This window comes from Devosia naphthalenivorans (genome assembly GCF_003056355.1).
Lineage (GTDB): Bacteria > Pseudomonadota > Alphaproteobacteria > Rhizobiales > Devosiaceae > Devosia > Devosia naphthalenivorans.
Genome location: NZ_PYVW01000025.1, coordinates 16,876 through 37,116, shown reverse-complemented (window position 1 = coordinate 37,116; position 20,241 = coordinate 16,876). Strand labels below are relative to the sequence as shown.

General features: G+C 62.0%; 23 protein-coding genes and 1 tRNA gene. 7 read left to right on the top strand and 17 right to left on the bottom strand.

The annotated features are described in order from the left end of the window. Together C8264_RS20780 and gluQRS are read right to left on the bottom strand one after the other, a co-directional pair. Positions 1–274, bottom strand: a 274-nt coding sequence (locus tag C8264_RS20780) for a helix-turn-helix domain-containing protein (RefSeq protein ID WP_162783794.1), incomplete at its 3' end; no start/stop codon positions are given. Between the two features lie 135 nt (positions 275–409). After that, positions 410–1,267 carry a tRNA glutamyl-Q(34) synthetase GluQRS gene (gene gluQRS / locus C8264_RS20775; protein ID WP_245893424.1) on the bottom strand — a complete coding sequence of 286 codons (858 nt, stop codon included), beginning with the start codon at positions 1,265–1,267 and terminating at the stop codon, positions 410–412. Between the two features lie 13 nt (positions 1,268–1,280). On the opposite strand from gluQRS, the gene C8264_RS20770 reads away from it, so the two are divergent. From C8264_RS20770 to C8264_RS20760, 3 genes are all read left to right on the top strand, one after another. Continuing rightward, on the top strand, positions 1,281–1,940 hold the full coding sequence (locus C8264_RS20770) for a DNA-3-methyladenine glycosylase family protein (protein ID WP_108462892.1): 660 nt from the start codon (positions 1,281–1,283) through the stop codon (positions 1,938–1,940). After that, the gene (locus C8264_RS20765) at positions 1,937–2,596 is read left to right on the top strand and encodes an alpha/beta hydrolase (RefSeq protein ID WP_108462891.1); all 660 of its coding nucleotides are present in this window, start codon (positions 1,937–1,939) and stop codon (positions 2,594–2,596) included. The genes C8264_RS20770 and C8264_RS20765 overlap by 4 nt, the downstream gene beginning before the upstream one ends. An 86-nt stretch (positions 2,597–2,682) precedes the next feature. Next, complete coding sequence (locus C8264_RS20760; RefSeq protein ID WP_108462890.1) at positions 2,683–3,240, top strand: HNH endonuclease; 558 nt, start codon at positions 2,683–2,685, stop codon at positions 3,238–3,240. A gap of 172 nt (positions 3,241–3,412) precedes the next feature. On the opposite strand, the gene C8264_RS20755 is transcribed toward C8264_RS20760, so the two are convergent. From C8264_RS20755 to C8264_RS20745, 3 genes are all read right to left on the bottom strand, one after another. Beyond that, positions 3,413–3,922, bottom strand: coding sequence for a disulfide bond formation protein B (locus tag C8264_RS20755; protein WP_108462889.1), 510 nt, complete (start codon positions 3,920–3,922; stop codon positions 3,413–3,415). A 79-nt stretch (positions 3,923–4,001) separates the two neighbouring features. After that, positions 4,002–4,835, bottom strand: a complete 834-nt coding sequence (locus C8264_RS20750; RefSeq protein WP_108462888.1) for a DUF72 domain-containing protein — start codon at positions 4,833–4,835, stop codon at positions 4,002–4,004. Between the two features lie 70 nt (positions 4,836–4,905). Continuing rightward, on the bottom strand, positions 4,906–6,900 hold the full coding sequence (locus C8264_RS20745; RefSeq protein WP_108462887.1) for a BCCT family transporter: 1,995 nt from the start codon (positions 6,898–6,900) through the stop codon (positions 4,906–4,908). Positions 6,901–6,959: 59 nt separating this feature from the next. On the opposite strand from C8264_RS20745, the gene C8264_RS20740 reads away from it, so the two are divergent. Beyond that, positions 6,960–7,724, top strand: coding sequence for a hypothetical protein (locus C8264_RS20740; protein ID WP_162783819.1), 765 nt, complete (start codon positions 6,960–6,962; stop codon positions 7,722–7,724). Between the two features lie 94 nt (positions 7,725–7,818). Here the strand turns inward: C8264_RS20740 and C8264_RS20735 are convergent, their stop codons facing one another. Continuing rightward, positions 7,819–9,453: an alpha-amylase family protein gene (locus C8264_RS20735; RefSeq protein WP_108462885.1), complete on the bottom strand. Its 1,635-nt coding sequence runs from the start codon at positions 9,451–9,453 to the stop codon at positions 7,819–7,821. Between the two features lie 158 nt (positions 9,454–9,611). Further along, on the bottom strand, positions 9,612–10,181 hold the full coding sequence (locus C8264_RS22415) for an HD domain-containing protein (RefSeq protein ID WP_205245746.1): 570 nt from the start codon (positions 10,179–10,181) through the stop codon (positions 9,612–9,614). 358 nt (positions 10,182–10,539) lie between these two features. On the opposite strand from C8264_RS22415, the gene C8264_RS20725 reads away from it, so the two are divergent. Continuing rightward, on the top strand, positions 10,540–10,995 hold the full coding sequence (locus tag C8264_RS20725) for a hypothetical protein (protein WP_162783818.1): 456 nt from the start codon (positions 10,540–10,542) through the stop codon (positions 10,993–10,995). A gap of 99 nt (positions 10,996–11,094) precedes the next feature. On the opposite strand, the gene C8264_RS20720 is transcribed toward C8264_RS20725, so the two are convergent. The 6 genes from C8264_RS20720 to C8264_RS20695 all read right to left on the bottom strand — a co-directional run bounded on the left by C8264_RS20720 (position 11,095) and on the right by C8264_RS20695 (position 14,423). Beyond that, on the bottom strand, positions 11,095–11,772 hold the full coding sequence (locus C8264_RS20720; RefSeq protein ID WP_108462883.1) for an outer membrane protein: 678 nt from the start codon (positions 11,770–11,772) through the stop codon (positions 11,095–11,097). A 205-nt stretch (positions 11,773–11,977) separates the two neighbouring features. Next, a tRNA-Leu gene (locus C8264_RS20715) sits at positions 11,978–12,061 on the bottom strand. 43 nt (positions 12,062–12,104) lie between these two features. After that, complete coding sequence (locus C8264_RS20710) at positions 12,105–12,413, bottom strand: AzlD family protein (protein WP_108462894.1); 309 nt, start codon at positions 12,411–12,413, stop codon at positions 12,105–12,107. Then, positions 12,397–13,125: an AzlC family ABC transporter permease gene (locus tag C8264_RS20705; RefSeq protein ID WP_108462882.1), complete on the bottom strand. Its 729-nt coding sequence runs from the start codon at positions 13,123–13,125 to the stop codon at positions 12,397–12,399. Before C8264_RS20705 ends, C8264_RS20710 begins: the two co-directional genes overlap by 17 nt. A 76-nt stretch (positions 13,126–13,201) precedes the next feature. Next, complete coding sequence (gene aac(3), locus C8264_RS20700) at positions 13,202–14,005, bottom strand: aminoglycoside 3-N-acetyltransferase (protein ID WP_108462881.1); 804 nt, start codon at positions 14,003–14,005, stop codon at positions 13,202–13,204. Position 14,006: 1 nt separating this feature from the next. Continuing rightward, the gene (locus C8264_RS20695; RefSeq protein ID WP_108462880.1) at positions 14,007–14,423 is read right to left on the bottom strand and encodes a winged helix-turn-helix transcriptional regulator; all 417 of its coding nucleotides are present in this window, start codon (positions 14,421–14,423) and stop codon (positions 14,007–14,009) included. A 140-nt stretch (positions 14,424–14,563) separates the two neighbouring features. Between C8264_RS20695 and C8264_RS20690 the strand changes: the two genes are divergently transcribed. Beyond that, positions 14,564–17,020, top strand: coding sequence for a beta-glucosidase (locus C8264_RS20690; protein WP_108462879.1), 2,457 nt, complete (start codon positions 14,564–14,566; stop codon positions 17,018–17,020). A 182-nt stretch (positions 17,021–17,202) separates the two neighbouring features. Here the strand turns inward: C8264_RS20690 and C8264_RS20685 are convergent, their stop codons facing one another. After that, positions 17,203–17,769 carry a DJ-1/PfpI family protein gene (locus tag C8264_RS20685; protein ID WP_108462878.1) on the bottom strand — a complete coding sequence of 189 codons (567 nt, stop codon included), beginning with the start codon at positions 17,767–17,769 and terminating at the stop codon, positions 17,203–17,205. A gap of 162 nt (positions 17,770–17,931) precedes the next feature. Between C8264_RS20685 and C8264_RS20680 the strand changes: the two genes are divergently transcribed. Further along, the gene (locus tag C8264_RS20680; protein ID WP_162783817.1) at positions 17,932–19,083 is read left to right on the top strand and encodes a D-alanyl-D-alanine carboxypeptidase family protein; all 1,152 of its coding nucleotides are present in this window, start codon (positions 17,932–17,934) and stop codon (positions 19,081–19,083) included. Between the two features lie 5 nt (positions 19,084–19,088). Here C8264_RS20680 and C8264_RS20675 read toward each other — a convergent pair whose 3' ends face one another. From C8264_RS20675 to C8264_RS20665, 3 genes are all read right to left on the bottom strand, one after another. Next, positions 19,089–19,313: a sulfurtransferase TusA family protein gene (locus C8264_RS20675; RefSeq protein ID WP_245893423.1), complete on the bottom strand. Its 225-nt coding sequence runs from the start codon at positions 19,311–19,313 to the stop codon at positions 19,089–19,091. Next, positions 19,303–19,791 carry a CAP domain-containing protein gene (locus C8264_RS20670; RefSeq protein WP_162783816.1) on the bottom strand — a complete coding sequence of 163 codons (489 nt, stop codon included), beginning with the start codon at positions 19,789–19,791 and terminating at the stop codon, positions 19,303–19,305. The genes C8264_RS20675 and C8264_RS20670 overlap by 11 nt, the downstream gene beginning before the upstream one ends. Positions 19,792–19,927: 136 nt before the next feature. After that, complete coding sequence (locus tag C8264_RS20665) at positions 19,928–20,182, bottom strand: hypothetical protein (RefSeq protein WP_108462874.1); 255 nt, start codon at positions 20,180–20,182, stop codon at positions 19,928–19,930. Positions 20,183–20,241 lie beyond the last annotated feature (59 nt).

Genomic DNA, 20,241 nt, shown 5'->3' with positions numbered 1-20,241 from the left:
AATCCCTGACCGTTATGGCCAGCGCCGGCTGGCGCGCCAACTTGTGGCGGGCATCCCAGCGCCGGCGCCGCGCCGCCAGACCATCCGCCCGCTCGCCATCATAGCTCCCGCGCCAATGCCTGGTGGGCCTGCCATTGCGCCCCAACTCACGGCTGATGGTTGAGGCCGAACGCCCCAGCATCTGGCCGATCGCCTGCATCGAGAGCCCCTTGCGCCGCCCAATGTCGATCTCAACCCCCTCCCGCAGGCTCAACTGCTCATACAAAGTTCCCATCGCACCAACACCATAGCAGGTGTTGCACTTGTGGCGTGAGTCGAGGGAATCCCACCTTTGTGCCGAAGGGAAGTGAGATTCCCGCTTTCGCCGGAATGACGCCGTAAAATTGATCGATCCGACCATCCACCAGCCCTACAATCCCACCGCTTGCCGTACATCCTTGGGCGTCCAGCCCTTCGCCCGGAGGCTGGCAAGATTTTCCGAACCGCGGGACTTTGCGAGTTTCCGGCCCGCATCATCCAGGATCAGCTTGTGGAAATGGTAGATCGGCGATGGCAGGCCCAGCAACATCTGGAGGAGCACATGCAGGTCGGTTGCTGGTTCCATGTCGCGGCCGCGCGTCACATGGGTTATTCCCTGCGCCGCATCGTCCACCACGCAGGACAGATGATAGCTGGTGGGCGTGCCCTTGCGCTGCAGCACCACGTCACCCCAGCGCTCCGGCCTCGCATGACGGATCTGCGGCCGGTCGGTGACCAGCGGCCCGACCACGGTGAAGGTCAGCATGCCCACGCGGGACAGCGCCGCAGTGGTATCGAGCCTGAACTGCACCGGATCGCCGCGCTTGAGCCGTTCGATCTGTTCACCGCGGTTCAGATGCTTGCAGGTGCCGGGATAGAGCGGAGCTCCGTCAGGGTCGGTCTGTGTCGATGCGGCAGCGATTGCCGAGCGTGAACAGAAACACGGGTAAAGCAGGTGCTGGTCGCGCAAGTCGTTGCCGGCTGCGGCATAAATGTCGAACCGCGTGGATTGCTGCATGACGGGCTCTGGCCAATGGAGCCCCAGCCAGTGCAGATCCTCGATGATCGCGGTGACAAATTCGGGTTTACTGCGTTCCGGATCGGTGTCTTCGATCCGAAGCAGCGCCGTGCCCCCTAATGCGGCGGCGGCGTTCCAGGTGTAAAGGGCCGAAAAGGCGTGGCCTATATGCAGGAGCCCATTGGGGCTGGGGGCAAAACGAAGGATGGGTTTGGATGATGTTTGCGGCACGGGTTCGTTTTACATGAGTGTCGATGCTTCGTCACCGCGTCTGGATAGCGCCGAAACCGTCGGCTGCCATTTGGACCAATTGGTTCAGATCGATCCGCGTCTGCAGGGCGTTCGCAATGTGGCGGGCGTAGTTCAACCGCGCATCACCGAGCCGGGCTTCCCCGGCATTGCCAAGGTCATCTGCGGCCAGCAATTGTCGGTCGCCAGTGCTGCGGCGATCTGGAAGCGCTTCGAAGCTCTGCCCGGGGCGCTGGACCCGCAGAGCTATCTAACGCTGAGCGAGGAAGCGGTGCGGGCCACGGGATTCTCGGCCGGCAAGTTCCGGACCGTTCGCGTGATAGCCGAGGCAATGGTTGCCGGTGATCTCGATTTCGATCACCTCGAAACGCTACCGGCAGACGATGCCGTGGCTTATCTCGTTGCGCATAAGGGGATCGGGCCCTGGACGGCGGAGGTCTACCTGATGTTCTGCGCCGGCCACCCGGATGTTTTCCCGGCCGGCGATCTGGCGCTGCTCAAGGCGGTGCATCATGGGCTTGGGCTTGACGCGCGCCCGACCATCAAGGAAATGATCGGCATTGCCGCTGGCTGGACCCCGCATCGTTCCGCCGCCGCCCTGTTGTTCTGGCGGTATTTCGCGGTCATGCGGGACCGAGAAGGGATATTGTTGTGACCAAGCTTTCCGGACCCATGCTGCAGCCAGCTTCCGGCAATGCCGCGAGGCAGGCCGTCGTGCTGCTGCATGGCTATGGCAGCGATGGGAATGATCTGATCGGGCTGGCGCCGCACTGGCAGCCTGTCCTGCCTGACGCGATGTTCGTTTCGCCCAACGGGCCCGAGATGTGCGGCCAGCTCGCGTATGGTTTCCAGTGGTTCGATATCAGCTTCGATGGCGATCGCCTTGCCAAGCGGCAGACCGGGGTTTTGCGCGCAAGACCCGTGCTGGTGGAGTTTCTGGATGATCTCTGGAGCCAGACAGGCATTCTGCCCGAGCAAACCATTCTTGCCGGCTTCAGCCAGGGCGCCATGATGGCATTGCACGTGGGATTGTCCCTGCCGAAGCGATTGATGGGCATCGTTGCGTTTTCGGGGGCGTTTCTGCCGCCGGAGGGATTTGGCTCGGCCGCATTTGCCAAGCCGCCGGTGTGCCTCGTGCATGGCGACATGGACGAAGTGGTCGATCCCGAGCACAGCGCCGATGCCGATACGGCGCTGCGCCTGGCCGGCTATGACGTGAGCTATCACGTCAGCCGCGGGGTGGCGCATGGCATCGCGCCGGACGGTCTGGCGTTCGCCAGCGATTTCATCGCACGCGTTGCTCAGAAATAGTGTGAATCCTGCTTCACAGCCGTGACACAAACGGCATATTATATCGGAGCTATGGACTTACACGATTCCCGTTCCGGGAGCCTGACGTGACCATCCATGTGTCGCCTGAGGCCTGTCCCGCGCTTGTGCTGAATGCCGATTTCAGGCCGCTCAGCTATTACCCGTTATCGCTCTGGTCCTGGCAGGACGCGATCAAGGCCGTGTGCCTGGACCGGGTCAATATTGTCAGCAATTACGATACGATCATCCGCTCGCCCAGCTTCCACATGCAACTGCCGAGCGTTGTCTCGCTCAAGGACTACGTCAAGCCCGCCCGCCATCCGGCGTTCACGCGCTTCAACGTCTTCCTGCGCGACCGCTTCCAGTGCCAATATTGCGGCTCCAAGGACGAGTTGACGTTCGATCATGTGATCCCCCGCTCTAAAGGCGGGCTGACTACCTGGGAAAATGTGGTGGCCGCCTGCGCGCCCTGCAATCTGCGCAAGGCCAACCGGATGCCGAGCGAGATCAAGATGTTCCCGCACCAGGCGCCTTATCATCCCACGGTGCATGATTTGCACAATAATGGCCGGGCCTTCCCGCCCAACCATTTGCACCGGAGCTGGTTGGACTATCTGTACTGGGATATCGAGCTGGAGCCGTAGGGCTGTGGATATTCACCCGGCACAAGAAGAGACCTCATGGTGAGCTTGTCGAACCATGGGGTCGAGCGAGTGGAGCCATGGTGCCACGACCTCGTGGTTCGACAAGCTCACCATGAGGTCTACTGGAGTGCCGGGCCCGTCTGACGTACGGTGCCGCAACCATACGGCTAGTTCAGCGTACCCGATTGTGGCGCATCTGCGCCGCTATCGACACCAGCAGCAGTCCGACAATGGCCAGCGAGATCAAGGCATTGTAGCCCGCGAGCGAAATGCCCAGAAAGCGGAATTGCACGACATCGCAGCCGATGACCGGGGTCATGCTGTTGAGCGAATTGAAGTCCATCGCTTCGCCGATCCCGGTGCAGGCGGTCGGGCCGGGCCAGAAGCCCCATTCGACCCCGGCATGGAAGGCGCCCATATAGGTGCCCCAGGCGAAGATCGTGGCGACGATTGCCATGGCGACGTACCACACCGTCAGCGGCAGGCGGTTCCACAGAGCCAGCACCAGCAGCAACAATGGCAGGCCGTAGTAATAGGAGAGGCGTTGCTCGAGGCAGAGTTCGCACGGCACCAGGCCTCCGATCACCTGCGTGCCCCAGGCTGCGGCTATCGTGACAAGGCCAAGCAGAAAAGCGAGGCCTGCTGCAATCTTGTCGAGCGGGCGGGAAACCGTGGCGGCCATCGGTGATCTTTCAAGTGACGCAGTTGAGGCTGGATAGACCGCGCTGGATGCAAACTCCAGCCGGCAAACAGGGTTTTGATCAGTCAGCGGGGTAGCTGATGCCCAGCGCCTTGCGCAAGGCGATGGCGTTGGCCGGGGCGTGCAGCTTATCCTCATGGACGAAATAGGCGAAGACGTCCTTACCGGCATCGGCCCAGGATTTGCAGGTAGCTGCCCAGTCCGCGATATCCTCTACCCCATAGCCTTGCCCATTGCCGTGTACCGGACCTTGCAGGCGGCAATAGGCGAAGACCGCCGTCAGCGTGCGGCCCGGGTTGTCAGGCGTGTCGGCAATCACGCGGGCAACATTGTAGCGCTCCAGCAGCGCGTTAACTTCGGGGACATCGAAGCTCGCATTGCGCATTTCGATGGCGTGGCGAAGGGGAGCCACGCCGTCCGTTCCGAGGTAAGGCTCGGACTTGAGCCGCGCGTCGGATTTTTTTGCCAGCTCCACGCATTGCTCTGGTGTACGCGGCAGCAGGGCAAGGAAGTTCTCGAGCACCGCCGCGTCAAAGCTTAAATTCGGCGGCAATTGCCAGACGAAAGGGCCGAGCTTGGCGCCCAGTGCCAGCACGCCTGAGGCAAAGAAATTGGCGAGCTCGATCTCGCAGTTCTTGAGCCGCTTGATGTGGGTGACCAGTTGCGGCCCCTTGATCGAGAACACGAAGCCCTCTGGTGTTTCGCCGGCCCATTTGCGGAAGCTGTCCGGCTTCTGGTTGGCGCGGAAGGTGGCGTTGATCTCGATGCTGCCCAGGAGCGAGCTGGCATAGGCCAGCTCTTTTTTCTGCACCAGGCCCTCGGGGAAAAACGTCCCGCGCCAGGGCTCGAACACCCAACCCGCCGTTCCGGTGCGGACGGTTCCCAGTGCAGCCATGGCTCTTTCTCCCTGTTGCTGGCGCAAGCTGGCATTGCTGGGCTTCACAGACAAGGCTTCACGCTGGCTGTTATTCGCTCGAGGTGTGCTCCGGCGCAGCGTGGAGCAACTGCGAGGCCGGGGATTGGGTGAGATGGAGATAGCGCTCGAACTGCACCAGGACGTCGGCGATGAGCTGATCGCGATTGAGCCCCATGATGTCATAGCCGCGGCCGCCGCTCGAGAAATAGGTGCGCGCTTCGTAGCGCTGTTCCGGCCGACGCGTGGCGAGTGGCGCGAAATTGGGGATGGGCAGTGACGCAAGACTGACGCCATAGACAAAATCCCGCTGGTTTTCGGCGGGCGATCGCAGGGCGATGCTGCCGGCCTCATCTGTCTCGATATTGGCGGGCCGTCCACGATCGGTGAGTTCCCGGGCCACCTGTTGGAGCGCGGGACGGACGTCCTCGGCGATGAAGGCCTCCACTTCCTCCTTGGTAGGCGCGCGCATCATCAGGGCCAGCCGGCGTTGCCAGGTCAGCCCGGCTGCCTGCGCGGGAGCAACAGGCGCTGGTGCGGCTGGGCGCGCATATTGTTGGGCAAGGTCCGAACGCATGCCCAGATACAGCGACCAGACCAGGCCCAGCATGACGATGGCGAAGGGCAGGGCGCTGGCAATAGTCGCCGATTGCAGCGCAGGCAGACCTCCGGCGAGCAGGAGGGATGCCGCGACCACGCCCTCCATCACGCACCAGAAGACGCGCTGCCCGGTCGTCGTCTCGGATTCCCCGCCCGCGGCAATGGAATCGACCACCAGCGAGCCCGAATCGGAGGAAGTGACGAAGAAGATGGCGACCAGGATAATGGCCAGAGTGGAGGTGAGGCCGCTGAAGGGCAGATATTGGAAGAAATGGAAGAGCCCGGTGGAAATATCGGCGGCGATGGCCTGCCCGACGTCGCCCGCCGCAACGCCGGTATCGATGAACATGGCGGTGTTGCCGAATACGGTCATCCAGATGAAGGTGAAACCCGCCGGAATGAACAGCACCGCGGTGACGAATTCGCGCACCGTTCGACCGCGCGAGATGCGGGCGATGAACATGCCGACGAAAGGCGACCAGGAAATCCACCAGGCCCAGTAGAACAGGGTCCAGGCGTCGACCCAGGGCGTGGGCTCGTAGGCATAGATGTTGAAAGTGCGGAGCACCAGGGTGTCGAGATAGAGCCCCAGATTTTGCACCAGATCGCGGAACAGCTGCGCGGTAGGCCCGACAACAAGCACAAACAGCATCAACAGGATTGCGACGACCAAATTGATTTCGGACAGGATACGCACGCCCTTGTCCAAACCACTGACCACTGAAGCGGTGGCCAGCGCTGTAACGACGGCGATGAGCGGTAGCTGGACGATCGGACCGACGGGGGCGCCGAGCAGATAGGCCAGTCCCGCATTGATCTGCGACACGCCGACGCCGAGCGAGGTGGCAATGCCGAACATGGTGCCGACGATCGCAAAAATATCGACGACGTGGCCGATGGGGCCATTGATGCGTTCCTTGAGCAATGGATAGAGCCCGGAGCGGATGGTGAGCGGCAGATTGTAGCGATAGCCGAAATAGGCCAGCGACAGCCCAACTACGGCATAGATGGCCCAGGCGTGGATGCCCCAATGGAAGAAGGTGACGGTCATGGCTTCGCGCATCGCCTGAATCGAGCGCGGATCTGCCGTGGGGGGCGCCATGAAGTGGGTCATGGGCTCGCCAACCGCGTAGAACATCAAGCCGATGCCCATGCCGGCGGCGAACAACATGGCGATCCATGAGGTAAACTTGAAATCGGGCGTGGAGTCGTCGGGCCCCAGCTTCAGGCGGCCATAGCGGCCGAAACAGAGCAGCAACACCGTGATGAGGAATATCCCGACACAAAGCAGGTAGAACCAGCCGAAGCTCTGCAAAATACCGGTCTGAACGGAACCAAACACCTCATCGGCCTGGTTGGGAAAGACTATTCCAACGGCAAGAAAGGCACCGATGACCAGAAGCGAGCCGAAGAAAACCGGTCGATTGATGATGAAGGGTTTGAACATGGGCCCATGCACCTTGGGGCTGGAATGGTTATATCCAATGGGAACAAGGCCTGGAGGCAGTGGCGGTTCCACGCTTCCCACCAATCAACGTGGTGGCCTTGCGCAAAAACTGTCAACCAAAGCCACTCGCACCACGTTCATCGCTAAACCCTCACGGCGAGCATTTGCCAATGAACTGGATCACCGATTGGATCGCCGAGCATGGTGATTTGCTGAACGTGCTGGCCAATGTGGGCATGCTGGTCGTCTGGGTGACCTATCTTCAGGTCTTTCTGGCCGGCTATCAGCGCCAGAAGAAGGCGACCATCCTGATCAATCTTGGAAGTGGTAAGGGGCTCCAGGCTCACTGCCTCGTCGCCAATATGAGCGCCGGGCCAATTTACATCCACACCCTCACAGCCAAATTGGAAGGTCCGGCAGGGACGATCACCTGCCCAGTGACGGAGCCGGACGATGCCGACCAGTGGCAAGAGCCATCCGAACTCGATCTCTGGACACGTCAAGGTCCGCTCGAAAGCGGCAAGGTCCGGGACATGGGCACAATGCGGGCGATGTTCGACCATGTTCGGGCCGAATGTGCATCGGCGCGACATGCTGTCCAGGTGGTGACGTATGCCCGGGAAATCGAACTTCAGGTCGTGGCCGTCTACGGGTCGGAAGATATCATGGTGGCTGCAAGCCGCCGCTTCCTGATCGTGCAGGCCCAGAATGGACTGGAGCTTCAGCCACTGACATTGACCGCCGAGCAGATCAGGTCAAAACGTGCACGCCGGCGCATGGTCGAAATGCTCGAGGTGCAACAAACCAACTATCCGCGTGTCTGAGGCTAAGGGCTCGAAAATCGAAACCCGGCCCCGTTGCGCAAACCTGAGCAAATCGGCAGGCACGAACCGGCCAATAAGTAGCAAACCTGTACCGCTACATTCTCCGTTGTCCGCCAAGCCAGCGATAGCCGAAAGGTTCGATCTCGACCTTCAGGGCGGTGTCGGCGGCTATTTCGTCTCCGTTGAACAAATCGGACAAGACGGCTGCCGATGGTCCCAGGTCCACCACCGCCGAGGTCTTTCGATCGGACAAATTGTGCAGCAGGATCATCAGTTCTGCTCCGTCCTCGAAACCATGAGCGAAGACGGCCTTGTCGCTGCACTCAAGACGCAGCGCCCGGCCCCTCGAAAAAATCTGATGGCTGCGGCGGGCCATGATTAGGCGTTTGGTGCGGTTGAGCAGAGATGCGGGGTCCCCCTTTTGCCTCGCGACATTGACCTTTTTGTACGAAAACGCACCCTTCGCGATGGGTGTCTGCACGAGCTTGCCGGCGGCCGCGCTGGAAAAGCCCGCGTTTGCCTCACCATCCCATTGCATGGGCGTCCGGACGGCGCTTCGCCCCTCTTGGCTCAAATCCTCTCCCATGCCGATTTCGTCGCCATAGACCAGCAGCGGCGCCCCACGCATCGAGATAACCAGGCTGAGGGCCAGCTCGATCCGCCGCTGGTCCCCGCCCAGCATCGGCGCCAGCCGTCGGCGTACACCCCGCCCGAAAGCCTGCATCGCCTCGTCGGGCGCAAAGGCCTTGAACACGTCCTCCTTCAAGTCCTCCGGCACCTGTGAAAAATCGAGTTCATCGAGGTTGCGCAGGAAGTTTGCCCAACCGCAGTGCGTCGGCGGCTCGGGCAGCAGGCCCAGTCCTTGATAGATGGGCGTCGCGTCCTGGCGCGCCATGGCGCCGAAAATGTAGCAGGCCATCATGAAGTTGAAGAGCAGGCCAAGCTGGTCGCCCTCACCGAAATAGCGGCCCATTTCTTCGGGCGGCAGGTTGACCTCGCCGAGCAGCAATCCGCCCGGGCGCCGCTGTGCCACGTAGGCACTCAGGTCACGCAATATGCCATGCGGATCGGTTGGGTTCGCCCGTTCAAGTCCATTTTGCCCTATGACCAAGGGGGCGGCGTCGATGCGGAAGCCGCTGATACCCAAGGACAGCCAATAGTCGATGACCCGCTCGATCTCGGCGCGGACTGCTGGGTTGGCGATATTGAGGTCGGGCTGGAAATGATAGAATTTGTGGAAGTAGTACGCCCGTGCGACCTCATCATAGGTCCAGACGCTGGTTTCCTCACCGGGGAAGATGGAGTGCGTTCCGGGCTCGACAGGCGGTGGGTCGGGGCTCCAGACATAATAGTCCCTGAAGTGGGACTTTTCGTCCCGGCGGGCCGCCTCGAACCAGGGATGTTCGTCGGATGTGTGATTGGCGACCAAGTCGATAATGACCCGGATGCCATGCTCGCCGGCCTTGTGCAGAAAGGCCAGAAAGTCTGCCGCGGTGCCGACCCTTGTTCCGATATGGTAGTAGTCGCTCACATCGTAGCCATTGTCCCGGTCGGGTGAGGCAAAGAACGGCAGGAGCCAGATACAGGTGACGCCCAGTTCGGCGATATAAGGGACTTTTTCTGCTAACCCGACGAAGTCGCCGATGCCATCGCCATTGCCGTCAGCAAACTTCTCGACGTCGATGCCATAGATGACGGCATCGGTGTACCAGGGGATGCCTGCTTCCATTGCTTTGCATTCCTTTTTGTCGAGCGGCGCGTGAATTCGGGGCAGGAACTTAACATCGCCTGTACGGGGTAAGTTGCAACGTGCCGCGGATGCTCGTGGCCGGACCGGCAATTGCTGGCGTTTGTGACGGTAGTCCCGGCGGCCTTGCGGCGCGGGCTCTAGCAGCGCTCTGCCGCCAGGCGCCACAAGGTTGCGTCACCGTCCCGCAGCACTTCGAGCAGCGCCTTTTTCTCGTTGCGGAAGCGGCGCCAGAATCCGGGATCGTGTGCCGCGATGGTCTTGGTGTTGTCGATCAGGTCAGCCAGCTTGATGGTCTTGGCCCCGGGGCTGGCCTTGGCAGTATGAAGCAGGTCGAGATGCTTTCGCGCGGTCCGATTGCCGTGCTCCGGCCGCGAAACATCGGTCATCCAGTCTACGAGTTCAGCCACTTCCGCGCCGAACCGCGTCCGTATTTCGCCGAGTTGCACCGGGGTGTCCTCGACAACGTCGTGCAAGAGCGCAGCTGCCAGCATGGCCTCGGTATGCGGCACTGAATGGACCAGCTTCGCCACGGCGAATGGATGAACGATATAGGGCTCGCCAGTGTATTTGCGGACCTGGCTGATCGCCCCATGGGCATCGCGCGCAAAGCGGAAGGCCGCCAACACGGACTCTGCGCCGCCAAGCTGCCGCGCGACTTCTGCTTCGTCCGGGGCAGCAGCCGGTTCACCGCGCAGGCGATAGCTCACGGCTTCCCTGCACCCATCATGGTCTTTAGTGGCGCCTCGGCGATGTCTTCGGCAATGAACGTGTGGACGGGTATGTCTGCTGCGTTTGGCATTATCATTTCCCGTGTTCGAGGCGGGACCACTGTTGGCCAATGCGCCTCGTGCTCTGTGGTCCGCCGGCACGCCGGTTGTTCCTGCCAACTCAATGCCTGTGAGCTTGGTAGGTTCGCCGCGACGGCTTCGATTAACCTGCCGGGCACATGTTGGCCCCCGCGTCAGGCGTTTCTTTCTGGAACCCGGCACCGCTGGCTGGATTGACCGATGGACACTGGATGTAAGCCGGGCGCCGTGACCGCCGGAACAATCAAGAGGTTCAGCAATGGTGCTTTTCATTCGGGCCGTGATGGTTGCGGCAGGTATCGCGATTGCGGCACCATTCACTTTGCCGGTCATGGCCAATGGCGACAATGCCGCCAGCGCTACGAGGATCGGAGGCGAGGGGGAAGGTTTGTCATCGGGCAAGTCGCTGCCAACAGATGAGAAAGAGCTTCGCTTTCTTGGCATGTGGGCCGCCGAGGCCGCTCTCTGTAAAGAAATGGCCTGGCGCTTCAGCGAACGCGAATTGCGCACGCCGGCCGGCTCGGTTTGTCAATTCTCCACCATTTCGGAAGCGCAGGGCGGCTACGACATCCAAGCTCGCTGCACCAGCGAGGGCCCGCCAACCGACGATGTGCTGAGCCTACGCTTTGCCGAGTCCGCTCAAGCCATGCTCTTCGAGTCAGACAGCATCGCCGATGCCGGACTGATTTACTGCGGCCCACTTGAACAAGAGTGACCTGGACGCGTGAGCGTTGCGGCTAGCTCATCGACGGGCAAGGGCGCAGCATTCTGCGCCCCTAAAGCAAGCGGGAACGGGAAAGCGGGAAACGGCTGGCTAGAACTTGTAGTTGAGGCCGGCGCGGACGACGCTGAAGTTGTGGGTGACGTCGGTATTGCCAACGGGCAGTCCGTTGTAGGTCTGCGTGCCGAGGTCGGTGTAGAGATATTCGGCTTTGAAGGTGATGTTGTCCGTGGCCTTGGCTTCGAGACCTGCGCCGACCGTCCAGCCGATGTGGTTTGCCGTCTGCGAAGTGACGACATTGCCTGCGTCGGTGACGCTGGAAGTGCCGCGACCGGCTGCGAAACCGCCGGTTACGTAAGGCATCACGGCGCCGAACGCCATGCCGGCGCGGCCGCGGATGGTGCCATAGAAATCAATGTTGGATTCAAAGCTGCCGATGCCTGGAAGGTCTTCGGTGTAGCCGATATTAGCCCATTGCAGATCGGCTTCGGCGCCGATCACGAAGCCACCCATGTCCATGTTGTAGCCAGCCTGGCCACCGAACTGGAAGCCGTCCGAGTTGTTCTCGGTTTCGGGGCCGCCGGCGGCGTCTTCGCTCGTCAGGGTTCCCCAGGCGAAACCGCCGTTCACGCCAGCGTAGAATCCCGACCAGTCGGATACGGACGTGGGCGAATAGATGCTGCTCGTGCCGCTATTCCAGTTCAGGTCGGCAGCACTGGCTGCGCCGGACAGCAGCAGGGTCGTGGAAAGCATGATGCCGAAGCGCTTCATGGATGTCCTCGTTAGTTAAGAAGGAGGTCGAATTTCCGGCAAAATGCGATGCTCCATATTAATACGGCGGTAACGAACAAGGTTAACGCCATGCCGTGTCGCATGGCTGTGGATCATTGTTACGCGGGACGCATGGAAGCCCGGTCCAGACGCAAGCCAGCGCCTCGAGTCCACGAGCATTTCTGGTCAGCAATGTGCTGGAAAATGGTGCCCCCCGCCGGACTCGAACCGGCACGTCTTGCGACGGAGGATTTTGAGTCCTCTGCGTCTACCATTCCGCCAGAGGGGCACAGCCGAGGTCTCTAGCGCAGGTCGCGGATTCCTGCAAGCGATCACGCAGCCAGAGCGAGACGTGCGAAATAAACCGTCAACACACCCACCGCCATGGCGGCGAAGAGATTGCGGGAGACGAAAAACACCAGCGCCGTCGCGGCTGCGGCGATGGCTTCGGCGGCGCTGCCGGTGACCAGGGCCGGCGCGACCAGCGAGGCCATGACGGCGCCGGGCATGTGCTTGAGCCAGGCAGCGGCAAAGCCGGTGCGCGGCAGGCGCGTGGCCAGCAACAGCCCGCCGGCCTTGATGGCGAATGTCACCAGCGCCATCCCGAAGATGGCAAGCAGGGCCTCAGGACTGGTCAGCATGGCGTACCCTTTCGCTCAGGGCACCGGCAAAGCTGCCGACCAGGCCGCCGATCAGGATGTACCAGCTTCCTTCGATCAGCTTGGCGGACACAATGGCGGCGAGGGCCGCAACCAGCCAGGGCACGAGGTCGGCCTTGCCTTTCCACATGCCGAGCAGCAGCGCGAGGAAAGTCGCGGTGAAGGCGAAATCGAGGCCATAACGGACGGGGTTGTCGATGATCGCACCTAGCGTATGGCCGAGAACGGTTGTCGCCATCCAGCACACATAGGCGAAGACGCCGCCGCCGAGCAGAAACGCTGCAGTGCCGCGCCCCTTGCTCATTTCGCCAATGGTCATGGCCCAGGTTTCGTCCGAGACGATCGCCATGGTGAGGGCGCCCTTGAGTTGCTCGTGGGGGCCATAAAGCGGGCGCAGGGTGGCGGTCAGCAGCAGATAGCGCAGGTTGACGATAAGGGCCGCGAGAATCAGCGGGCCGATGGGCAGGCTTGCCGGGGTCTGCGACCAGAGATCAAGCGCCACGAACTGCGCCGAGCCGGCAAAAACCAGGCCACTCATCAGAATGACCTCCAGGGCGCTAAGCCCCGCGCCGCGCGCCAGGACGCCCCAGACCAGGCCATAGGCGGCGACGGAAATGACCACGGGAATGCAGGCGCGGGCGCCGGCGAAGAACTGGCTGGAAAACTGATGGGTCGGAAGGGCCGTCTCTGTCATGCCGTGATCAATAGCGCCCGCTCGCTCAAAGCGCACCGGCTAATTCACCGGTGGTGATGACAAGTGGTGATCGTCACTATTCGGTTTGCTGATGGTCACCACGCGGGAAACGCCGCTCGAGCCAGTCCACGGCAAAGCGGACAATGGGCCGGGCGTGGACAAGCACGGAGGGGGCGTGGCCGACAAGACCGCGTCTGCCTTGGCCGGTCGCGAGGAAGTCCTCGACGATGTCCTCGAAATAGTCGTCGTCCAGCCCATGGACGACCGGGTTGCTGGTGTCGAACTCTTCGAACCGGCGCCAGACGGCTTTCCCGCCCACCACCATGGGGGTTTCATAGCGGCGGATGTGCTTGGCCGGGATATCGGCCAGGTGCTCGGCATGGTGCAACAGCGTCATGGTATCGAGCGGCGCGCCGATCAGCATGGTCTTGCCATCAGCTTCCACCAGCTTGCCGAACGGCGATTGGGGCCCATAGCCATAGTCGAGCGCATGATCGGCGGTGAACCAGTCGGCACGGCCACCCAGCGCAGCACAGGACGCACCGGGGCTGTCGCTGCGGCGGGCGCCGGGCGTGGTGCGCAGCAGTTCGGGAAAGGCGCCATTGTCGCGAATGGAGCGGGACGCGACGGGATCGAACGGCGGGATGTGTGGGCGCAATTCGGGACGATCGAGGATCTCGTCCTCAAGCTGCCAGTCGCAATAGCCCAGAATGGTGCCGTCGGAGCCCACCACGTCGCCAAGAGCGGCGATCGGGGTGTCGGGTCCGCCCAGAACGAGGCCAACGGAGCGCAGGCCCGCATGCACCAGAACGGCGTCGCCCGGCTCGAGGCCCAATGCCTTCAGCTGTTCGGCCAGCGCCGCCCGGGTCCATGGCGTCATGCTAGCCGCCGACGTAAACCACTTTGCGCGGCTCGACGCGTGCTACCGCGTCCGCGCGCGCATCGTAGATGGCGCGGGCATCGATGATGGCGGCGTGGTTTTCCGCCGACCAGTTCCACAATTCGCTGATCGGGCCCTGCAGGGTCTTGCCCAATTCTGTCAGGCCATATTCAACGCGTGGCGGCACTTCGGGATAGATGGTGCGCGTCACCAGGCCATCACGCTCCAGATTGCGCAGGGTCAGGGTCAGCATGCGCTGGCTGACGCCGTTGATGAGGCGCTTGAGTTCATTGAAGCGCAGTGTCCCATTGCGGCCCAGCATGCCCACGACCATGACGCTCCACTTGTCCCCGATCCGATTGAGGACGTCGGACATGGCGGTGCAATTGGCCGATTTGGAAGTGTCCTGCAGTGACATGGCGGTTGGCTTTCTGCTTGTCGTCTTTGCTCCTCAATATAGTGTTAGTTCCTTTCTGTGCCTAGGGTACAATTGGAACTGGCTGGATTGCCGTTCGGCACCGCAACCGATCAGGTTCACAACAATCCGGAGGAGCCACCATGAGCGACCGCATCGAACAGCTTGCCGACCGGATGACGCTGCAGGAGCAGGTGGCGATCCTCTCTGGCGAAGACTTCTGGTCGGTACCGGCCATTCCCCGGCTCGGCATCGGCAAGCTGCGCGTCACCGACGGGCCAAATGGAGCACGGGGCGGTGGCTCGCTCATCGGCGGGATAAAATCGGCCAGCTTTCCGGTGGGGATTGCGCTGAGTGCAAGCTGGAATGTGGGCCTGGTGCAGGAAATCGGCGCTGCACTGGCCGATGAAGTCAAATCCAAGGGCGCCCATATGCTCCTGGCGCCGACGGTCAATATCCATCGCTCGGTGTCGAACGGGCGCAATTTCGAATGCTATTCGGAAGATCCGATCCTGACGGCCGAAATGGCGGTGGCATATATCCTGGGCCTGCAAGGGCAGGGGATCGGCGCCGCGGTCAAGCATTTCGCGGGCAATGAATCGGAGATCGAACGCACCACGATCTCCAGCGAGATCGATGAGCGGACGCTGCGCGAGGTCTATCTCATCCCCTTCGAATGGGCGGTGAAAAAGGCCAGGACGTGGGGCGTGATGAACTCCTACAACAAGCTCAATGGCATTTTTACCTCCGAGCACAATTGGCTGCTGACCAAGCTGCTGCGCCAGGAATGGGGCTATGATGGCATCGTCATGTCGGATTGGTTCGGCAGCCATTCCACCGCTGGGACGGTCAATGCCGGGCTCGACCTCGAAATGCCTGGACCAACGCGGGACCGTGGCCAGAAGCTGATCGAGGCGGTCAATTCGGGTGCGGTGAGCGAGGCGATTTTACGGCAGCGCGTTGTCGCCATGCTGCGGCTGATGGAGCGGGTGGGTTCGCTCGATGACAATCGCCCATTCGTCGAGGCGGCCAATGATCGTCCGGAACACCGGGCGCTGATCCGGCGTGCCGGCGCGGAAGCGGCGGTGCTGCTCAAGAACAACGGGGTTTTGCCGCTGAGGGGCGATGGCACTATTGCGGTGATCGGACCCAATGCGAAGACCGCCCAGATCATGGGTGGTGGCAGCGCCCAGCTCAACCCGCACTATCGGATTTCGCCCTGGGACGGGCTGTTGGATGCTCTGGGCGAGGATCAGCTTCGCTACGGCATGGGCTGCACCAATCACCGGTTCGAGCCCCTGTTGCACGGAAAGTTCGCGGTGGATTATTTTGCCAATGACAGTCTGAGCGGCGAACCGGTTTTCACCACCACGCAAGAGGAAGCGCAGGCGTTCTGGGTGGGATCGGTAGCCGAGGGCAAGGTCGATCCTTCCCATTTTTCAGCCCGCTTCACCGGCAGCTTCACGCCAGAGGCGAGTGGCGAGTATCGCGTCGGCATCTATGCGGCCGGCTTCGGCAAGGTGTTTGTCGATGGGCGATTGCTCGCCGATGCGTGGACCAATTGGGTCAAGGGCCGGACATTCTTTGAAGAAGGGTGCGACGAAGTCGTGGGCACGATCCCGCTCGAAGCGGGGCGCAGCTATGAGATCGCAATCGAATTTGCCACCAAGCCCTATTCGAACCTGGGCATCTCGGCATTTGCCTGCGGCATCGGCCTGCCACTGGGGGACGATGCCATAGTCGAGGCGGTGCGGCTTGCCCGCAATGCCGATACGGCGATCGTCTTTGTGGGCCGCAATGGCGAGTGGGACACCGAGGGAAGCGATCTCAGTTCCATCACCCTGCCGGGGCGGCAGGATGAACTGGTCGCCGCCATCGCCCAGGCCAATCCCAACACTGTCGTCGTGTTGCAAACCGGTGGCCCGGTCGAGATGGCATGGCTGGGTTCGGTCGCGGCTGTGCTCGAGGCCTGGTATCCGGGACAGGAAGCGGGCAATGCCATCGCCGACGTGCTGACCGGGGAAGCCGAACCCTCGGGGCGCCTGCCGCAGACTTTCCCGGTGCGCTGGAGCGACAATCCGGCTCACAGCCAGGATCGCGAAGTTTATCCCGGGCTCGATGGCAAGGTGCGCTACGAGGAAGGCGTCTTCGTTGGCTATCGGCACTACGACAAGACCGGCACGGCGCCCCTGTTCCCATTCGGCTTCGGGCTTGGCTACACCGAGTTCGAACTGAGCGAGCTGCATGTGGATGACAGCGAGTTCGAAGCCAATGGCAGCGTGATGGTGAGCCTGACCGTCGCCAATATCGGGGCGCGCGATGGGGCCGCGGTTGTCCAGCTCTATGTGTCGGACGACCAAGCCTCCGACCCGCGCCCCGCCAAGGAGCTCAAGGCGTTCCGCAAGGTGCAGGTGACAGCAGGCGAGGCGCGCCAGATCACCATGACGCTGGATGCCCGCGCCTTCGCCTTTTACCGGGAGAAGGCGCGTCACTGGCTGGTCGAAAGCGGCAGCTTCACGCTGCGTCTGGGACTATCGTCTGCAGACCTGAAGCTGACCGCCAAGCTGCAACGCAACACGACGCTGATGCTGCCGGTCTAAGAGAATAAAGTTCTCGCAGTAGACCTCATCCTGAGCCTGTCGAAGGACGAGGTCGTGGCACCAAGGCTCCACTCGCTCGACCCCGGGGCAGGCTCTCGTGCTTCGACATCCTGAGCTTGTCGAAGGGTCACCATGAGATATTCCAGCACTCGTTACGTGAGGCGTATCAGACGTGACGCGCTCTAGGCCCGATGCTCAGCTGCATAGAGGCCGAGATAATAGTCCAGCTCGTTATTGCGCAGCCCAAGCGTTTCAAGCACCGCGCCCATGAAGGTTACCGGCGCGGTTCCCGGCGCCGTGACGATCCGGCCATCCAGAACCGCTGCCGGTTGGTCGCGGTAGAACTGGGCGCCCTTGTATCCGGTCGGGGTCAGGTTCTCCCGCGAATTGGACGTATGGGCTACTGTGTCCAGCAGGCCTGCGCGGGCAAGCGCCAGCGTGCCGTCGCAAATTCCGGCAACGGTTTTGCCGGCGCCGCTGGTATCGCGCAGCACGGCGGAAATATCAGGGGCATCGGGCTGGCTCCATGCCGTGCCGCCATTGACCACAAGCGCATCGATCGTGCTGGGTTCGATGTCTGTCACTGCCAGGTCGGGCGTGACCTTCATGCCCGCAGCGGACACGACGGGTCGGCCATTGGGCGTTGCAAAGAGCGTCGTCAGGCCAAAATATTGCCGCGCTCCGGCATTGAGCATGGCCGTTTCCCAATCGGCAAAGCCGTGGGTCAGTATGGTGACGATGGTTGTCATGCGAACTCCTCTTGCAATAGTGCGACCATACGCCTGCCTGCGTCATCTCATGTCAGCAGGTTCACATGGCCGTCAGCCACCACCTGGCTTTATTGAGATCGGCGGCCAGCGCTGCTAGAAGGGGCGCGTTTCCTGCCAAGCCCGTCTGGAGCCGATTTTCCCGTGCCCTTGTTTCGTCGTCTAGCCCTTGCCTGCCTGCTGATTGTTTCCAGCCTGGTGCCCGCTCTCGCCAATCCGATGCTGCTGGTCGATATGGACAGTTTCGAGGTGCTCTATGCCCAGGAGGCGGGGCAGCCCTGGCACCCGGCATCGCTGACCAAGATGATGACGGCCTATGTGGCTTTCGAGGAAATTTCCAAGGGTACGGTGACGCTGGATACTCCGGTGACGCTTTCCAGGCACGCCATCAATCAGGCGCCGTCCAAATCCGGCCTGCCTGTCGGCAGCACGCTGACGCTCAAGGACGCGCTCTATGTCATGATCGTCAAATCGGCCAATGACGTCGCCATGGCCATCGCCGAAACCGTTGGCGGAAGTGAAGCCGGTTTTGTCGCCAAGATGAACGATGTGGCTGCGCGCATGGGCCTTACGGCGTCGCATTTCCGCAATCCCCACGGCCTGCACGACCCCGAGCAGGTGATGTCGGCGCGCGATCTGGCTATCCTCTCGCTTTATATCAGGCAGAGCTTCCCGCAATACATGCCCATTTTCGGCACCGATTCCGTGAAGCTGGGCAAGGCGCAGCTGGAATCCAACAATGAATTGCTGGTCAAGTTCGCCGGCACCACTGGCATGAAGACCGGCTATATCTGCGCGTCGGGGCTCAACATGGTGGCCACGGTGCAGCGCGGGGGCAAGAACATGCTGGCCGTGGTGCTGGGCGGGTCCTCGTCGCGCGAGCGCAACGAACGAGCCGCCGAACTGCTGCTCAAGGGCCTTTCCGGCGCGTCACAGCCGAGCGGTCAGACCGTGCTGACCCTGGCCAACACCCCCAGCGCCACGCCGGTCGATATGCGCCCGATGATCTGCGGCAAGGAAGCCAAGGCCTATTCGGCGGCCCAGCAGGCGTCCTTCCCCATGGGGCTCAAGGGCGAGCCAAGCTTTTTGACCGACAAGGTAGAGGCGCGCACCTATGTGGCGACCAATCTGGGGCGCATCGCCGTGGGCGTGATCCCGCCGCGCCCCCGGCCACCGCATCAGCCTCGCTTCCCTGCGCCGATCGCTGCAGCATCGCTCGATACCGCAACGCAGGCTGCCGTCATGGCGGGTGGGGCGGTGCCATACCCCCGGCCGCGGCCGAGCTTCATGCAATAGGATGCTCAGCCAGCCTTGGTGATGGCGAAGCGCATTGCCCCGCCATCGTTCTCGAACGAGCAATCGTGGCCGTTCTGCCGGCAGTAGAGTGGTATGTCGATCTTGGCCATCGGATCGGTAGCCAGCACCGTAAGGTGAGCGCCGCCAGGTAGCTGTTCCAGGCGCTTTTCCAGCTTCAGCACGGGCAGGGGGCATTTGAGCCCCCTGGCGTCGATAATCTCACTGGCCAAGAACCAGGACCCAGTGGATGCCGTAGTTCGAACTTGGATTGAACGCGACCGCCACGCCGGCCTTGCTCGCATTGGTGCGCAGGCCCGCGGCGTCAGCCGGGTTGTTGCGCCAGCCCGAAAACGTTTCGGCAAAGGTCGCATAGCCGGCGCTCAGCTTCATGCCGGCAAGGTTCTGCGGCGTGGTTGGTGGCGTGCCTGTCTGGGCGTATTGATTGGCCAGTGCCTGAGCCGTGCCATCAAGTGCCGGGTCCGACACCAGCGGCGGCAGATTATTGGTGGCGCGATAGGCATTGATGATGCCGACGGCCTGGGCCTTGTCCAGCACCGCGCCGGGCTGGTCCATGCGGGTCGAAAGGCCGGGCGCCAGTGCGAGGCCGGCCGTGCTGCCGCCCCCCATGCTGCAGGCGGAAACAGCCAGCGCCGTGGCAAGGGCTGCCAGAGGGAAGATGGCCGGCTTGAGGAAGCGCAAAGCGGTCATGGAAACAATCCTGGTGGAAAACATAGCGAGGCGATTAGGTGGCCAGCAAGGCCAAATCATGATCTGGCCTCATCCATAAACCGGCAGAATGGCGATAGCCTTAACGCTTCGATATTTTTGGGTTCGCTTGGGCGAATCACCAGGACCCGCGCAGCCGATCCAGCAATTGGCTCAGCATCAACTGCCCGGCCGCCGTAAAAGCGATGCGGCCATCCTGGGCATGGGCGAGGTCCAGCCTTTCCAGTTCGTCGAGCGCTTGCCGGTTTGCCTGGTGCCCGGCAGCATCGCGCGCCGTCACGCCTGAAACTGCGTCACCGCTTTCCAACTGGTGGTAGATTGCAAAGGCAAATACGGCCAGTGCCTTGTCGCTGAGATCGTTGGGCGTGGTCATGGCTTGTCCTGTTCTGGTTGCCCCTCCCAACTCCGGCCGCTTGGCGGGAGTTCCTGCAT

Excerpts from the sequence above, each read along its gene's own strand:
- C8264_RS20725 (WP_162783818.1), top strand. The coding sequence starts at position 10,540 with ATGGTGCTTTTCATTCGGGCCGTGATGGTTGCGGCAGGTATCGCGATT.
- C8264_RS20710 (WP_108462894.1), bottom strand. The coding sequence starts at position 12,413 with ATGCTGACCAGTCCTGAGGCCCTGCTTGCCATCTTCGGGATGGCGCTG.
- C8264_RS20720 (WP_108462883.1), bottom strand. The coding sequence starts at position 11,772 with ATGAAGCGCTTCGGCATCATGCTTTCCACGACCCTGCTGCTGTCCGGC.
- C8264_RS20770 (WP_108462892.1), top strand. The coding sequence starts at position 1,281 with ATGAGTGTCGATGCTTCGTCACCGCGTCTGGATAGCGCCGAAACCGTC.
- C8264_RS20745 (WP_108462887.1), bottom strand. The coding sequence starts at position 6,900 with ATGTTCAAACCCTTCATCATCAATCGACCGGTTTTCTTCGGCTCGCTT.
- C8264_RS20685 (WP_108462878.1), bottom strand. The coding sequence starts at position 17,769 with ATGACAACCATCGTCACCATACTGACCCACGGCTTTGCCGATTGGGAA.
- C8264_RS20690 (WP_108462879.1), top strand. The coding sequence starts at position 14,564 with ATGAGCGACCGCATCGAACAGCTTGCCGACCGGATGACGCTGCAGGAG.
- C8264_RS20735 (WP_108462885.1), bottom strand. The coding sequence starts at position 9,453 with ATGGAAGCAGGCATCCCCTGGTACACCGATGCCGTCATCTATGGCATC.
- C8264_RS20755 (WP_108462889.1), bottom strand. The coding sequence starts at position 3,922 with ATGGCCGCCACGGTTTCCCGCCCGCTCGACAAGATTGCAGCAGGCCTC.
- C8264_RS20665 (WP_108462874.1), bottom strand. The coding sequence starts at position 20,182 with ATGACCACGCCCAACGATCTCAGCGACAAGGCACTGGCCGTATTTGCC.
- C8264_RS20750 (WP_108462888.1), bottom strand. The coding sequence starts at position 4,835 with ATGGCTGCACTGGGAACCGTCCGCACCGGAACGGCGGGTTGGGTGTTC.
- C8264_RS20705 (WP_108462882.1), bottom strand. The coding sequence starts at position 13,125 with ATGACAGAGACGGCCCTTCCGACCCATCAGTTTTCCAGCCAGTTCTTC.
- C8264_RS20670 (WP_162783816.1), bottom strand. The coding sequence starts at position 19,791 with ATGACCGCTTTGCGCTTCCTCAAGCCGGCCATCTTCCCTCTGGCAGCC.
- C8264_RS20695 (WP_108462880.1), bottom strand. The coding sequence starts at position 14,423 with ATGTCACTGCAGGACACTTCCAAATCGGCCAATTGCACCGCCATGTCC.